The organism is Ignavibacterium sp. (genome assembly GCA_032027145.1).
Taxonomy (GTDB): domain Bacteria; phylum Bacteroidota; class Ignavibacteria; order Ignavibacteriales; family Ignavibacteriaceae; genus IGN3.
Genome location: JAVSMP010000001.1, coordinates 1854643 through 1870609, shown reverse-complemented (window position 1 = coordinate 1870609; position 15967 = coordinate 1854643). Strand labels below are relative to the sequence as shown.

Annotated in this window: 12 protein-coding genes; all 12 read right to left on the bottom strand. The window is 34.6% G+C overall.

The genetic code is table 11. The features are described from left to right. Window positions 1-24: 24 nt before the first annotated feature. Complete coding sequence (locus ROY99_07755) at window positions 25-1005, bottom strand: ROK family protein (protein MDT3696275.1); 981 nt, start codon at window positions 1003-1005, stop codon at window positions 25-27. Next, window positions 1005-1610, bottom strand: a complete 606-nt coding sequence (locus ROY99_07750; protein MDT3696274.1) for a hypothetical protein — start codon at window positions 1608-1610, stop codon at window positions 1005-1007. Before ROY99_07750 ends, ROY99_07755 begins: the two co-directional genes overlap by 1 nt. Window position 1611: 1 nt before the next feature. Further along, window positions 1612-2601, bottom strand: coding sequence for a Gfo/Idh/MocA family oxidoreductase (locus tag ROY99_07745; protein MDT3696273.1), 990 nt, complete (start codon window positions 2599-2601; stop codon window positions 1612-1614). Window positions 2602-2606: 5 nt separating this feature from the next. Beyond that, the gene (locus tag ROY99_07740) at window positions 2607-3827 is read right to left on the bottom strand and encodes a DUF5103 domain-containing protein (GenBank protein MDT3696272.1); all 1221 of its coding nucleotides are present in this window, start codon (window positions 3825-3827) and stop codon (window positions 2607-2609) included. A 141-nt stretch (window positions 3828-3968) separates the two neighbouring features. After that, window positions 3969-5378, bottom strand: coding sequence for an NAD(P)(+) transhydrogenase (Re/Si-specific) subunit beta (locus tag ROY99_07735; GenBank protein ID MDT3696271.1), 1410 nt, complete (start codon window positions 5376-5378; stop codon window positions 3969-3971). A gap of 8 nt (window positions 5379-5386) precedes the next feature. Continuing rightward, window positions 5387-5671, bottom strand: coding sequence for an NAD(P) transhydrogenase subunit alpha (locus tag ROY99_07730; GenBank protein ID MDT3696270.1), 285 nt, complete (start codon window positions 5669-5671; stop codon window positions 5387-5389). Between the two features lie 23 nt (window positions 5672-5694). Further along, the gene (locus tag ROY99_07725; protein ID MDT3696269.1) at window positions 5695-6840 is read right to left on the bottom strand and encodes a Re/Si-specific NAD(P)(+) transhydrogenase subunit alpha; all 1146 of its coding nucleotides are present in this window, start codon (window positions 6838-6840) and stop codon (window positions 5695-5697) included. A gap of 539 nt (window positions 6841-7379) precedes the next feature. Further along, on the bottom strand, window positions 7380-9920 hold the full coding sequence (locus ROY99_07720; GenBank protein ID MDT3696268.1) for a M12 family metallo-peptidase: 2541 nt from the start codon (window positions 9918-9920) through the stop codon (window positions 7380-7382). Window positions 9921-10010: 90 nt separating this feature from the next. Beyond that, a complete protein-coding gene (locus tag ROY99_07715; protein MDT3696267.1) occupies window positions 10011-11360 on the bottom strand; it encodes a toxin-antitoxin system YwqK family antitoxin in 1350 nt (449 codons plus the stop codon). A 68-nt stretch (window positions 11361-11428) separates the two neighbouring features. Further along, entirely contained in the window at window positions 11429-12451 is a 1023-nt protein-coding gene (gene aroF / locus ROY99_07710; GenBank protein ID MDT3696266.1) for a 3-deoxy-7-phosphoheptulonate synthase, read from the bottom strand. Then, entirely contained in the window at window positions 12448-13089 is a 642-nt protein-coding gene (locus ROY99_07705) for a DUF1684 domain-containing protein (GenBank protein ID MDT3696265.1), read from the bottom strand. Before ROY99_07705 ends, aroF begins: the two co-directional genes overlap by 4 nt. Then, window positions 13082-15706 (bottom strand): DNA mismatch repair protein MutS, encoded by a 2625-nt coding sequence (gene mutS / locus ROY99_07700; protein MDT3696264.1) that lies wholly within the window; start codon window positions 15704-15706, stop codon window positions 13082-13084. Before mutS ends, ROY99_07705 begins: the two co-directional genes overlap by 8 nt. Between the last annotated feature and the right edge of the window lie 261 nt (window positions 15707-15967).

Here is a 15967-nt window from a genome sequence, read left to right as displayed (position 1 = left end):
TATCATTAATAAATCTTTGTTCGGTTAGTTGTTATAAAACACCAACGAAGATGCGCCTTTTATTCCAGCTTCATTTTTTAATTTAGCAGGTATAACTAAAACTCTTTGTCTTAAAGGTAACAGTACTCTGTTTGCAATAGTTTTTCTGGTTGAATCGAACAAAGGTTTACCAAAACCTGCAACGCCGCCTCCGATTATAAATGTACTAATATCAAGCAGATTGCTTAAAGATGCTAAAGCAGCACCGAGTTGTCTGCCCATTCTTTCAATAACAAATTTTGCATAAGCATCATTTTTCTCAGCAGCAAGCTGAATTATTTTCGGAGATACTTTAGATAAATCATTTTCAATTAACCTCCATATTTCCGAATCACGGTGTTCCGGTAATTCGCTTCTCACAATTTCTCTTAAATACGCATTACCGGCATAAGCTTCAATACAGCCTGTTGATCCGCAATTACATTTAGGTCCATTAATATCAATAGAAATATGTCCAACTTCGCCAGCAGCTCCAAACTCACCCCTGAATATTTTTTTATCGAAAACAATTCCACCGCCGACACCAGTACCAAGTGTTACCATTACAAACGAGTCAAACTTTTTACCAGCGCCAAAAATCAATTCGCCTATAGCTGCAGCATTAGCATCGTTTTCAATATGAATTTTATATCCATATCTGTTTTTAAGTATTTGTCCAAGCTTTACATTTTTCCAGCCCGGCAGATTAGGTGCATTTTCAACAATGCCTTTTTTAATTTGCACAACACCCGGACAGCCGACACCAATTCCCTGAATCTTTAGTTTGTTTTTCTCAAGTGTTTCATCAATACCTTTACAGATATTAGAGATAACTTTTTTCGGACCGCTTTCAGGCTGTGTTTTAACTGAATGACTTTTAATTAATTTTCCGCGGTCAGATACAATACCGATCTTGATATTAGTACCTCCGATATCAACACCTAAAGCATATTTTTCAGATTTAGTCATTGGTGTATTCTTTAACATTATTTTGAAAATTGAGTATCAACTAATTTTAATTCACCCGGATAAGTAATATTTCCAAAAGCAGAGCTTACCGTGGGCGTAGCATAGAGTGTTACTTTGGAAGATGAGCCTTTCACACCTCCTAAAGCTAAAGCAAGATTTACAATACTTTCATACCCGCGGTCTTCAAAAAACTTAACAAGGTCCAGATTAATTCTCAATGGAATTGTTGTAATATTGCCGGTACCGGGAACAGTAACCGGTTTATCAAGTTCACCTGAAACAGTTTCCTTATCATCAAGAAACAAACGCCATTTAAAGTTTTGAAGTGTAGCATCAGATTTCTGATAACCACCTGTTCCGTCATTCGGATTTTTTGCTTCAACATTCAGAACAAAAGATGCCGGTAATGTTCCTTTTGCAAAAGCTGAAGAGAGATTAATTAAATCCAATGGATTGAAATCACTTAATTTTGATTTACCCGAAATTGAAATTCCGTTTATCTCAAATCCATCTACCTGTCCAACTTTAAATTGCAGACGCGATAAATTAGTCAAAGTCTTGTAAACACTGCATCCTGAAATAACCAAAGCAAGTACAATTACAATTGAAAAATATTTTTTCATTTTAGTTTCCTTTTGATTGTTCGATTTTTTGAATTATAATTTCAGCAACTTTAAGCGCTCGTAAACCGTCTTCGCCTGTAACAACAATTTTTTTATCATTCAGGACCGCATCCACAAAAAGCTGAAGTTCATAATTAAGTGCATTTACTTCTTTAATTTCGGGCTGCTCATAAATAAGCCTTTTCTTTTTATCGCCAACACCAATTTCTCCAAAAGAAATTGAAGTTGGTAAAGCCGGCTGATCAACCGGAAGTAAACGGTATATTTCTGATGCACCGGTTACGAAATCAAGTGAGATATAATGATCCTTCTGAAAGATACGCATCTTACGCATTTTCTTCTGCGATATTCTGCTTGCGGTAACATTTGCAACAGCTCCGTTTTCAAATTGTATCCTTGCATTTGCAATATCGATATGATCCGAAACTACTGCAACACCGTTTGCATCTATCTGTTTTACTTCGCTTTTTATAAAACTTAAAATAATATCTATATCATGGATCATTAAATCCAATACAACAGCAACATCTGTTCCGCGGGGATTAAATTGTGAAAGCCTGTCCGATTGGATAAACATCGGATCAGATATAAAAGATTCAAGAGAAATTAATCCCGGATTAAATCTTTCAATATGACCTATCTGAAATTTCAGATTTCTTTCTTTAGCAGTCTTAACTAATTCCTCGCCCTGCTCTATTGCAGAAGTGATTGGTTTTTCCACAAATACATGGATGTTCTTTTCAAAGCATCTTTTAGCAGTTTCGTAATGTGCACTTGTTGTTGCAGCAATTGAAACTGCCTCAACATTTTCAAGCAATTCATCCATTGAATGAAAAGCAGTAGTATTAAACTCAGCGGCAGTTGTTTTAGCCAGCTCATAATTTAAATCAAATACACCAACTAAGCTACAATTGGAAATATGAGTAAACATTTTTGTATGCAGTTTACCAAGATGACCAACTCCAATTACACCAACATTTAGTTTTTTCATAAAATTTATCTTGTTTGAATTATTGTATAACCAATTATTTTATCGTAGCCGCCGTATTCAGGATCGCGGTACCAGAGGAAAATATTAAGATCATCAGTTGTCTGCCAGTTGTTACCTTCCAAAATTATCCAGTCCTGATTAGTAACATCTTTATAGTCGCCATTAACAACAACATACTGATAATCATAAATACCGCGTTTTAGCTCAAGAGAAAGTTCGTAATGATCACCATTAAATTTCATTTTATTATTGTCGGATAATTTCCAATCATTAAAAGCACCAACAAGATAAACATCGCCATAAACTTCCTGCGGTGGTTTAATCTGAAAAAGAACATTCATATAGGTCGAATACATATCTTTAGGGTATTTAAGCGTAAAGCTTCCGTTGTTATCTTTAAAACTCTGCAATAAAAACCTTGAATATTCCATCCCATCAAACTGAGCTTTTACGTTCTTTGAGTTATATATATTTACATCCATCAGATTTAACTGTCTGTATTCATTGCCGGGTCTTACATCTTTAGCAATAAATTTTATTTTTGATCCTCCGTCCCATTCAAAAACCCTGTTATGATCAGTTGAAGTTCTTTGAACTTTGATTGGATTATAGAGAAGATGATTAACTATAATTTCAACCTCGTCGATAAAAAAGGGAAAGAAATCATCTTTAGGCTGAGCTTCGGTTGTAACCCAATAAGTATGACCAAGCTGAGGAGGATAATATGTTTTATCATCCAATGTTTCTCTGATAGCCTTTGATTGCAGCATAACCTGATTTTTTAATGCATAAAATTTTCCTTCGGCAAACACAATTGAAGTATCCTGTGAATCAACAATGAAAAAACGCCATTTACCTGAGAATGGAAAACTAACGTAGCCATTTTTATCCGGAAACAAATTAGTGTAATGATATTTTGCATCTTCAACAGTAGTAGGCAGAGAAAAATAATCCAGCGTATATGCGGTGTTATTCCCCTGATTTAATAAAAAAATGTTATTTGTAGGATTCCAGTTCCTATCACAAAATTTAAATAAAATATTAATGTTTGGCGGATAATCTGATTTAACATCAAATTCGATTACTAACCTGTCACCGGGTTTACTTAAAACCGGAATAATATCAGGAGTGCCCTGAACAAAAGTTTTTAAGCTCTTAATTACAACTTCTTGCGGAAAGCTGTAGGAAAAAGACAGAGCCAGAAATAAAACAAATATTTTTTTCACGATATGCCTGTATCAAAAAGTTAAATTGTTTTTGCAAATATAATTCTAAGAAATGAGCTTAAACAGAGCTGATAGTGGAAATAAAAATCCCCAATAAAAAACACTTATTGGGGAAATCATAAAAATTATATGGAATTATGATTATAGATTTTTTATTTCATTAACAAGTTTGCTTATCGCTTCTTTTGAATCACCAAAATACATAAGTGCATTTGGGTAAAAGAAAAGTTCATTTTCAATACCGGCATAACCAACATTCATAGAGCGTTTGTTAATAATAACGGTTTTTGCATAGTCAACATTAAGTATAGGCATTCCGTAAATAGGGCTGTTCTTATCATGCCGTGCAGCCGGATTAACAACATCGTTAGCACCAATAACAATCACAACATCAGTATTTGGAAAATCATCGTTGATATCTTCCATAGCCAGAAGTTTATCATAAGGAATCTGAGCTTCGGCAAGAAGCACATTCATATGTCCGGGCATTCTACCAGCAACCGGATGAATAGCAAATCTTACTTTTACACCTTTTTTCTCCAAAAGATTTACCAAATCACGAACAGCGTGCTGTGCCTGACCAACAGCCATTCCATATCCCGGAACAATTATAACACTGCTTACGGAATCAAGCAGCATTGCAAGCTCTTCAGCATCAATAGATTTAACATCACCTTTGGGAGATGTTGTTGAAGATGCTGCAGCTGCACCAGCATTTGCCCAGCCGCCAAGTACAACATTCATCAAAGAACGGTTCATTGCTTTACACATGATGTTAGTCAGAATAATACCCGAAGCACCAACAAGAGCACCTGCAATTATTAATTCATTATTAGCCAGCACAAATCCGGTGGTCGAACCAGCTAACCCGGAATAAGAATTTAACAAAGATATCGCGACCGGCATATCAGCACCGCCTATCGGAAGCACCAACAAAACACCGAGAACCAATGAAACAACAGTAATAAGAATAACGATACTCATCATCGAAGGATTTATCACAACATAAGCTCCCGCTCCAAGAACAAATAATGCAAGCAATGCATTAAGAGGATGCTGCAATGGATATCTTACAACTTTACCGGTAACGATTCCCTGCAGTTTTCCAAATGCAATCATTGATCCGGTAAATGTAACACCTCCGATAAGTAAACTTAAAATAATAGCTATTCCCTGATCAATAGGAAGATTAAAAACCAAACCCTGATCAACCGGATAATTTGGGTTTTTCTTAAAATATTCCGAAAGAGCAACTAATGTTGAAGCACCTCCGCCAAATCCATTTAACATTCCAACCATTTGAGGCATACCGGTCATTGGAGTTTTAACTGCTAAAATAATTCCTACCAGTGAACCAATTATTGAACCTATAATTATCCATTGGAAAGTGAGAACCTGCTGATCAAATAAAGTTGCTGCAATTGCAAGGAACATTCCGATAGCGGCAAAAAGATTTCCTTTTCTTGCAGTTTTAGGAGACCCTAAAAACTTGATACCAAAAATGAAAAGAATTGAGGAGATAAGATAAATTATTTCTATGGCTATTTTCATTTTTTAACTCACTTCTTTTTGAACATTTTTAACATACGATCGGTAACAAGAAAACCGCCTACCACATTTATCATAGCAAATATAACTGCAATTAAACCAAGGATTGTGCTTATTGTAAATTGCTCTAATCCTGCACTAAGTATCGCTCCAACAATTGTAATTCCTGATATAGCATTTGAACCAGACATAAGCGGTGTGTGCAGTGTTGGTGGAACTTTTGTGATGAGTTCAAATCCTACAAAAATTGCAAGTGCAAAAACATACACATGCATTAAAAACATATATTCTTCCATGATTAACCCTTATTAATTAAACTTTATTTTATCAAATCTTTAACCCGTTGGTTAATAATTATTCCATTAAGAGTAATTAAAGATCCTTTTACAATTTCATCATCAAGGTTTATAGTTACTTTACCTTCTTTGCTGATATGCAGAATAAGATTTAAAATATTTCTGGCATACATCTCACTTGAGTGAGTTGGAACCAATGATGGTAAGTTTGATTCGCCTATTATAGTAACACCATGCTTCTTAACAGTTTTATCTCTTTCACTAATTTCACAATTGCCGCCGAATTCGGTCGCCATATCCAAAACCACACTGCCTGGTTTCATATTTTTTATCATCTCTTCGGTTACAAGTATCGGAGCTTTTTTACCGGGTACAAGCGCGGTAGTGATAACAATATCAGCTTCGGTAACATGCTTAAAGATTGTTTCTTTTTGTTTTTGTAAAAACTCTGCTGATGCTTCTTTAGCATAACCGCCGGCATCCTGCATATCTTCTGCACCTTCCACTTCGATAAATTTTCCGCCGAGACTTTGAACTTCTTCTTTAACAGCAGTTCGTATATCAGAAACTTCAACAACAGCGCCTAATCTTTTAGCAGTTCCAAGAGCCTGAAGCCCTGCAACTCCTGCACCCATAATAACTACTTTGGCAGGAGAAATCGTTCCAGCCGCTGTCATCATAAGCGGAAATATTTTACCGAGTTCATTGGCAGCCATAATTACACTTTTGTAACCCGAAATATTTGCCTGAGAACTTAGCACGTCCATTTTTTGAGCTAGTGTTGATCTTGGAATCATATCCATTGAAATTAAATCGATACCATTTTCAGCACACTTTTTTGCAATATCAGAATATTGGAGTATATGAACGAAGGAAATCAGTATTGTACCTTTTCTTAGCAAGCTAATTTCGTGTTTGCCCGCGTTAGGATGTTCGATTGGACGCTGAACTTTCAATACCAAATCAGCGTTGGAATACAGGTCAGTAAGATTGTCAATAATTTTGGCGCCTGCTTTTTGATAATGTTCATTTGTGAAACCAGCATTTATGCCGGCATCTTTTTCAATCTGAACTTCGTAGCCTGCTTTAATTAATTTTGAAACAACATCCGGAACACAAGCAACCCGATTTTCGCCCGACATTATTTCTTTTGGAACTGAAATTATCACAGAACATCTCCTCTGATAATAGAATAAAAAATATTTAATACAAAAGTAAAGATGAATGAAGGTTTATCCAATAATTTTTTAAGAAAACCATTACGGTTGTTTCATAAATAAAGTTTTATAAAAAACTACGCCTTGACATTCTTTATTGCTTTAATATTTAAATTATTTGTAAGGAGTATAACTTCACGGGAATGAAAATAATTTTAGAATCTGTTCTTCAGAGGTTTCTTAAACTTAATTTTAATCTTATTTGATTAGTATTCTGATTTCATTTTCAATTGTTTTGCTAAAGTGAAAGTTGATTGAAAACGTTTTCTTCAAATCAATAACAATTAAAAAACAACAATTGAGTCAATAAAAAATCTAATTTGATATTTCAATCGCATAATAATTGGAATTACAAAATGAACGCTGAACAGTTATTATGGTTTAAAATAAAAAATCCGGAGAAAGCTTATCTGTGCGTTTAATACTCAAATAAGCTTTCAATCCGAATTGAAATTTATCTTTTAATTATCAATAATATTTTTTTATGATGATTATTTCATCAGTACCATTTTCTTAACTGATCTGAATTCACTGCCATCAGCACCAGATGCGGTAACAACATAATAAAATATTCCGCTTGCCTGATTAGAAGCATCAAATGATACATCGTGGAATCCGGCGGATAACTGATTATTCAGCAAGTCAGCAATTTTCTCGCCTAACGAATTAAATACCTCAATCTTAACTTTTGAATCAACCGGAAGTTGAAATTTAATAGAGGTGCTAGGATTAAATGGATTCGGATAATTCTGCATAACTGAGAAATCTCTTGGCAATCCGGCATCAACAGATACTACATTATAATATTTTGAAGTTCCGTCAAAATCAATTTGTTTTAAGCGATAATAGTAATTACCAATTTGTATATCATTATCAATAAAACTGTAGGTTGATTTTTCAGTTATAGTACCTTTCCCAGGGACAAATCCTATCGAAGTAAAACTTTCAGAATCTCTGCTTCTTTCTACTTCAAAACCAGAGTTGTTAGTTTCGGTAGCTGTTTCCCAACTGAGTAAAATGCCAGATTCAATTCTTACAGCGGTAAAAAGTGTCAATTCAACCGGTATTGGCTGCGAAATTGTGAAATTAACATTTGATATATCAAAGAAAATATTTCCAGCTGCTTCAACTTTAATTCTTGCAGTAGTTACCTGATTATCAGGAATTGTAACATCCTCACTGCCATCATTTGGTGTATAGGAAGCCAGAACAATCGGCCAGGTATTACCACCATCGGTAGATAGTAAAATATTTACATTAGCGCAATTAACCGGTGATGCATTTGTATTCGCAACATTCCAGGTAACAGTCTGTGTTGAAAGTGCTGCCCAACTTACATTAGTATTAGGTGAAGTTACCACAAATGGTCCGGAGTTTCCATCAACGTTAAATTGAAATTGAGCGCGATCAACACCACCGCCTCCCATTTTATTATCCCGTACGGTTAATCTGAATGTTAAAGCCCTGGTATAAGACGGAAGGAGTTCTCCGATAACAGTTGTGTTGTTTAAAAGGTTTTGAAGCCTTGGAAAATATCTTGTAGGTGATGTTGAAGGATTCCAGCTTCTGAAAATCGGGGCATTACCTGATGGAGAACCAGGTGCACCGGCAGGACCAAGATCAAATTCTTCCCAGCAAAAAGTAACAGCATCTCCGTTAGGATCTGTAGCAGAACCAGTAATAGAAAAAGGTGTACTTTTAGGAATATAAAATCCGCCTGCAGGTACATTTACAGTTGGAGCAGAATTACCTGTACTTGTTGAAGAAGCACAGCCATTACCGCTTCCAAAATTTGTAAATGCAACTATTTCATCAAAACTAACTGTATGAAAGTACGGATCGCTATGCGGTTGAAGATCTTGTCCGGGACAAATTCCAGCATAAGCCATAATGGTTGAACCGCTTCCAGGTTCATAAGCTGTGGAAGCATTTCTATTATTTCCGCTGCAAGAGCCGGTTGTTCCGTTAAATGTATGGTTTGCACCAAACTGATGTCCCATTTCGTGTGCTACATAATCAATATCAAATGGATCTCCAACCGGAGATGGTGAACCAGTTACACCACCGGCTTTACTGCTAGTACAAACACATCCCAAATATGCTACACCGCCTCCGCCTGTACTAAACACGTGTCCGATATCGAAATTTGCATTTCCAATAACCGATGACAGGTTACTTATATTTTGTCCAAGCATTGTGCTGCCATTATTATTGGTATAAGGGTCAGTACTTCCATTTGTATAAATAATCAGATTGTTATTTGCAATAAGTACCATTCTTATCGCAGCTTCTCTTTCATAAACACCATCAACACGGTTAACTGTTGTAACTACTGCGGCTAACCCGGCGTTAACAGTACCGCCAAAATATGCGGTGTACTCTCCGGTTGCTGCATTTGCTAAACGATAAGTTCTCAATGTTGGACCAGTTGGTGTCAGAATATTATTACCTTTTAAATACTCAAGTTCATTTAATTTATTTTCTTCATAAAGCAGTTCACATTCAAAATTTGAATTAAACTTTACGTAATCTTTTTTATAATAAGATATGTAATTATGAATATCTCCAACTGTGTAAGGATCAATAAAAACTGCTCCGTTTGGTGAAAGAACCATTGCGTGAAATCCTAACGGAGTCATATCAAATCTCATCGATGCATACCTGTCATCTAACCCATAGCCTGAATAAGTCTTTATATCAGGATATTTAGCTGCAAGTTCAGGTTCCATAATTGGTGATTCGTAAATATGAAATTTCTTCATAGTTCCGTCAGGATACGGAAGCTCCATTACAACATTTCTTTCTGACGCATCAATTGTAAATTCTAAAGGTGCCGTTTGCAATAAGATTTTCATCTGCCCTACATTTAAACTTACAGTCCGATAAGCTTCAGGAATAATATCTCTTTCCCTCAGAAGTTCAATTTGTGATTCATCAATATCTGACCAATAACTTTGAGAATTGAATTGAGCAGAAGAAAATGATGAGAAGAAACTGAAAGAAAGCAAAAGGAGTATTAGATATCTATACATACATACCTCATAAATGTTTTTTGGTTAATAATTTATTTATATGCTCAGCAATTTTTGAGTGCAAAAAGTTACTACTATTATTTTAGATTATCAATAACCATACGTAGAAATCAATAATCCGTCTTTTCCGAAAGTTTTGCTCGTTTGTAATCTTCCATTATTATAAAAATCTTCTTTCATCATTATACCATCATCATAATAAGTTTTAACCCAGCCGGAGAGCTTGCCATTTACATAGTTCTCAATTTTTTCCAGAGCCCCATTTCTGTAATAGAGATTTCTTTTACCGGATATCTGCCCATTAATTATTGTCTGTTCAGTATGTAGTAAACCGTTATCAAAATAAGTTTTATAATTTCCTTCAAGTCTGTTAAGATGATAATTACCAATGCTTTCAAGATTTCCGTTCGGATGGTAAGTTAAACAAATACCATTTTTAAGATTATTTTCATAAATAGTTTCCGCTTTAAGAATTCCATTTTCATAATATGATTTTTCATTGCCGCGTTTAACTCCATCAACATAATCAGATGAAACCTTGAGCACTCCGTTCTCATAATACTCAAATGATCTGCCGACAATGTTGTTTTTATTGTATGTCCATTCCTCTTTGAGGAAACCGCTTTCGTAAAAAGCCTTCAATGGTCCGTCCTTTAATCCGTCAATAACATATTTCTCTTCTTCAAGTCTGCCTGAAGGATAATACGTTTTTACAAGTTCTTCTTTTGACTCGACTTTACCGGTATAATCATATCTTACACGATTCATCAGTTCATCATTAACATAAGTATCCTTAACACGGATATTTTTCATCTTATCATAAATAAGCACATCGCCCTGCAATTTATCATCAATAAAAAAAGCTTCGAGTGAAACTGATTTATCATCATGAAAAATTCTTGTTGTTCCGTGTTGTTTTCCGTCAACAAATTTTCTTTCTATTTCAACATTTCCGTTTTTATAAAAGGTCTTTGATATACCTTGCAAAACTCCATCGACATAAACCCATTCACCCTGCTTTTCACCGGTTTTATAATATGTATAAGTTATTCCCTGAAGAACACCATCGCTGTATTGCTGTTCTGCCCAGAGTTCTCCGGTTTCATAGAACCATCTTGAAGTTCCTTCTTTTTTACCGTAAATATAATTCCATTCGATACTTACCTTACCATCGGGAAAATACCAGATGGAAATTCCTTCTTCTTTTCCATTTACATAATTCCAGTCTTTCCAGAGTTTACCATTGGGATAATATTCTTTATAATGTCCATCAAGAATATCATAAAGATATTCTCCTTCAGTTTTAATCGTGCCGTCAGGAAAGTAAGTTTTGATTACTTTCCGGTAAGGGTTATCCTGTGCGTAAGAAAAAAACTGAAATAAGAAAAGACAAACCATTATTATCAGTGTCTTGTTAAAATCATTCTCGTGTGTTTTCATCATATACAAAGAAATCTTGCTTTTAAGATAATTGATTAATAGGTAATTCAAACGGTAAAAAGTAAGTATTAATTAGAGCGAATATTCCTGCCGATTATTTCTGCAATTAATTTAATCTGCCTCATCAATTCAGTAAATTGTTCAGGCAATAAAGCCTGCGGTCCATCAGATAAAGCTTTTTCAGGATCATAATGAACTTCAACCATTATACCATCAGCTCCGGCTGCCACTGCTGCTCTTGCCATCGGCAGTACTTTATCTCTAAGACCGGTTGCATGTGATGGATCAGCAAAAACCGGAAGATGACTTTTTTTATGAACGACAGGAATTGAAGAGATATCGAAAGTATTTCGTGTGTATGTTTCAAATGTTCTTATTCCTCTTTCACAAAGAAATACATCAGAATTTCCGTTTACCAGAATATATTCAGCAGACATAAGCCAGTCTTCAACTGTTGCTGAAAATCCGCGTTTAAGTAATACTGGTTTCTTTGCTGAGCCAAGTTCTTTCAGCAGAGAATAATTCTGCATATTTCTTGCACCAACCTGAAAAATATCTGTGTATTTATATACAAGATCAATCATTGAATTTTCGAGCACTTCAGTAATTACAAGCATACCAAACTGATCGGCAGCATTTCGTAAATATCTCAATCCTTCTTCACCAAGCCCCTGAAATGCATAAGGTGAGCTTCTAGGTTTGAATGCACCACCGCGTAATATTTTTACTCCGCTTTGATGTACTATCTGAGCAATTTTAAATATTTGTTCTTCACTTTCAACCGAACAAGGACCTGCAATAACATTAATTTCTTTACCACCGATTTCAACATCTTTTATTTTAATAACAGTATTTTCTTTTTTAAAACTTCTGCTTGCAAGTTTAAATGGTTCAGTAATTCTGAAAACATCTTTAACGCCCTCTAATATTTTAACTTTTCTTGTATCAAAATTCGGCTGTACACCAATTGCACCTAAAATTATTCTTTCTTCACCAACAGATTTGTTAACAACAAATCCATAATCTTCAAGGTGTTTAATAACATTATCAAGGTTTTGATCAGAAATACCTTGTTCTAAAATTACTATCACTTCTTCTCCATGTTTAATTCAGTATGAAAGTTTTTCTCACCTGCTCTGATTTCAAAATCCAAATAATCATTTTTAGTCGGTATAGGGCAAGTGTATAAATCACTATAAGCACAATACGGATTATAAGCCCTGTTAAAATCAATCTCGTAAATAAATTCAGGATCAGGATTCATAGAAAAGTCCAGATACCTTCCTACATGATAAGTTTCTTTTCCGGTTGTTTTATCAGTAAATAAAATAGTATAATATCCTTGTCCGCTATTACTGAAGCTTTTATATAAATTTAATTTATAATCATTCCCTTTATAATTAAGTATAAAGAATCCCTCAATCAGTGATCTCCTTTCCTCACCGCGGGTTCCATAGATTATTATTGTATCCTTTTTTTCATTCTTATATAATTTCGAATTAAAGATAAACTCTGCTGCAGGTTCAAAATATTTTAACGGCTGCTGTTTAGCAGTTGAATCCATATTAAAAGGCGATTTTAATTCATAAGTAAATTCCCAATCCTTATTTTCTCTCTCCTGCTCTAACTTGCTAATATAAAGTTCATCAAGATTCATAACTTTATCTTGTTTTCCGCAAGAGATCAGAATACCAACCATTGGTACAATTAAAAGCAATTTTTTAATCATTTTCTTTCATCTTCTTTTTTAATTCATTTAATTTATTCAATGCTTCTAACGGAGTGATTTTATCAAGCTCCATTTTTTTTATTTCACTTCTCAGTTCATCATCTTTAAATTCAAACAGGTTAATCTGATTATCATTAATCGATTTTAATTTTTTCAGCCGTTCCTTTTTTACTTCATAAGGAGTTAATTCCTTACTTTCCAGATTGTTTAAAACTTCCTTTGCACGGTTAGTTACAAAAAGCGGCAGCCCTGCCATTTGTGCAACCTGTATTCCATAGCTATGATCTGCCCTGCCCGGACTTACTTTATGCAGAAATACAACTTTATCCTCATATTCACGAACCTCAACTTTATAATTTTTTATTTTCGGAAACAACTCGGACATTTCATTTAATTCGTGATAGTGAGTTGCAAACAATGTTTTGGCTGTAATATCAGGATTTTCGTGCAGATACTCTGTAATTGCCCAGGCAATAGATATACCGTCAAACGTACTTGTGCCTCTTCCAATCTCGTCTAACAGAATCAAACTTTTTGAAGTTGCATTATTTAAAATATTTGCTGCCTCCTGCATCTCTACTAAAAATGTACTTTCGCCCGCAGTAATATTATCGCTGGCACCAACACGTGTAAAGATTCTATCTACCAATCCTATCTCTGCTTCTTTTGCAGGAACGAAAGAACCAATTTGAGCAAGCAGAACTATAAGTCCAACCTGACGTAAATAAACAGATTTACCTGCCATATTAGGACCGGTTAATAAAATAATCTGATCAGTATCATTATCAAGAAAAGTATCATTTGGAGTAAACTTGTTTCCAGGATCAATAATTCTTTCAACAACAGGATGACGACCCTGTATTATGTTGATTTTGTCTGAATCATTTACAAATGGCTTTACATAGTTATATTCATCCGCACACTGTGCATAGCTGTTAAAGCAATCAAGCATTGCAATCAGTTTTGCATTTTTCTGAATTATCTCAGTTTCATTTGCAGCAAGCGAGCGGATCTCATTAAATAATTGTGCTTCAAGTTCATTTATCTTTTCCTGAGCATTAAGTACTTTATCCTCGTATTCTTTTAATTCAGGAGTAATATATCTCTCACTGTTTACAAGCGTTTGCTTGCGTATGTAGTTATCCGGAATTTTATTTTTATGTGTATGGCTTACATCAATGTAATAACCAAACACATTGTTAAAATTTACCTTCAAAGATGGGATTCCGGTTCTTTCTCTTTCAGTCTGCTGAAAAGCTGCAATCCATTCCTTCCCGTGTAAAGAAATATCTCTCAGTTCATCAAGCTCAGCACTAAAACCATTACGGATAATTCCGCCTTCATTAATAGATGCAGGCGGTGAATCAATAATTGCAGCAGAAATTTTTTCTACGATTTTTTCTGCTGAATCAAGCTGATCAGAAATAGTTTTTAAAGTCTGAACAGTAGAATCTTTCAATTGTTCTTTCAGTTCCGGTATAATTTTTAATGATGATTTTAGTGCAACAACTTCGCGTGGAGTAGCTTTGCCGGTACAGATTCTTGAGATCAATCTTTCAAGGTCACCGATTTCCCTCAAATGTTCATTTAATTTTTTTCTGATTCTTTTGTTCTTAAATAATTCCTCAACACTGTCGTGGCGTTTTTTTATCTGATCTAATTCGCGCAAAGGAGCAGATATCCATTTTTTTAACAAACGCCCGCCCATTGCAGTCTGTGTTTTATCAAGAATCGAAATCAGAGAACCTTCTCTGCCGCCATCCTGCATAGAAAATGTTATTTCAAGATTTCTCTTTGTCGAGTAATCAAGTATCATATAATCGGCAGGATTGTAGAGTGAAATTCTGTTAAGATGAGTTAAATTTACCCTTTGAGTATCATTCAGATAATTGAGAACCGCACCTGCTGCAATTATTCCGACCGGAAGATTTTCAATTCCAAAGCCTTTAAGTGTTAGAGTTTTAAAATGATTCTTTAGAAGTTCATTTGCAAAATCAAAATTAAATATCCAATCATCCAGTTTCGTAATTCTAAGAGATGAGTTGATCTTTTCAATCAGTTCTGTTAAAAATTCTTTATCCTTTTTTGGAATTAAAAATTCAGATGGATTGATAGATTCAATCATATCACCAAGCTGTATCAGTGGAATTTCAAAAACATAAAATTCAGCAGTAGAAATATCACAAAACGATAGTCCGCAAATTTTATCCTGAATTACGATTGAGAGTAAATAGTTGTTCTTTTTGTGATCAAGAAGTTTATCCGAAAGAGTAACTCCGGGAGTTACCACTTCAACAACTTCCCGTTTAACAATTCCTTTTGCAAACTTTGGATTTTCCATCTGTTCACAGACAGCAACCCTGTAACCGGCACGCACAAGTTTTGGAAGATAACTATCTATTGCGTGATGGGGAAAACCGGCAAGCGGGGTATCACCAGCATAACCGTTTGAACGCTTGGTTAAAGTAATACCAAGTACTTTTGAAGTTGTTTTTGCATCTTCTTCAAAAGTTTCAAAAAAATCTCCTACCCTGAAAAGCAAAATTGTATCAGGATGAGCCTGCTTAATCTTATAGTACTGTGCCATTAATGGCGTTTGTTGAGTTTGAGATTTCATAATTGAAATGTAAAAATAGCGAATTTAGAATTCAAATATTGAAAAATTCTTCATACCTGGTTATCAGGATTTTCAGAAGTAATAAGAACTGTCAATGCTTGTTATAAAACCATTTTTTTTTATATTTGCCCACGATTGTTAAGGTTAGATATTTTTCTGTTATCAATTTTTCCATGGATTAAAAAAAACTTTTCAGAATCATATTTTGATTTATGTAATTATTTTTTGATTCATTAATAAAGTTGAATATTGAAATTATAC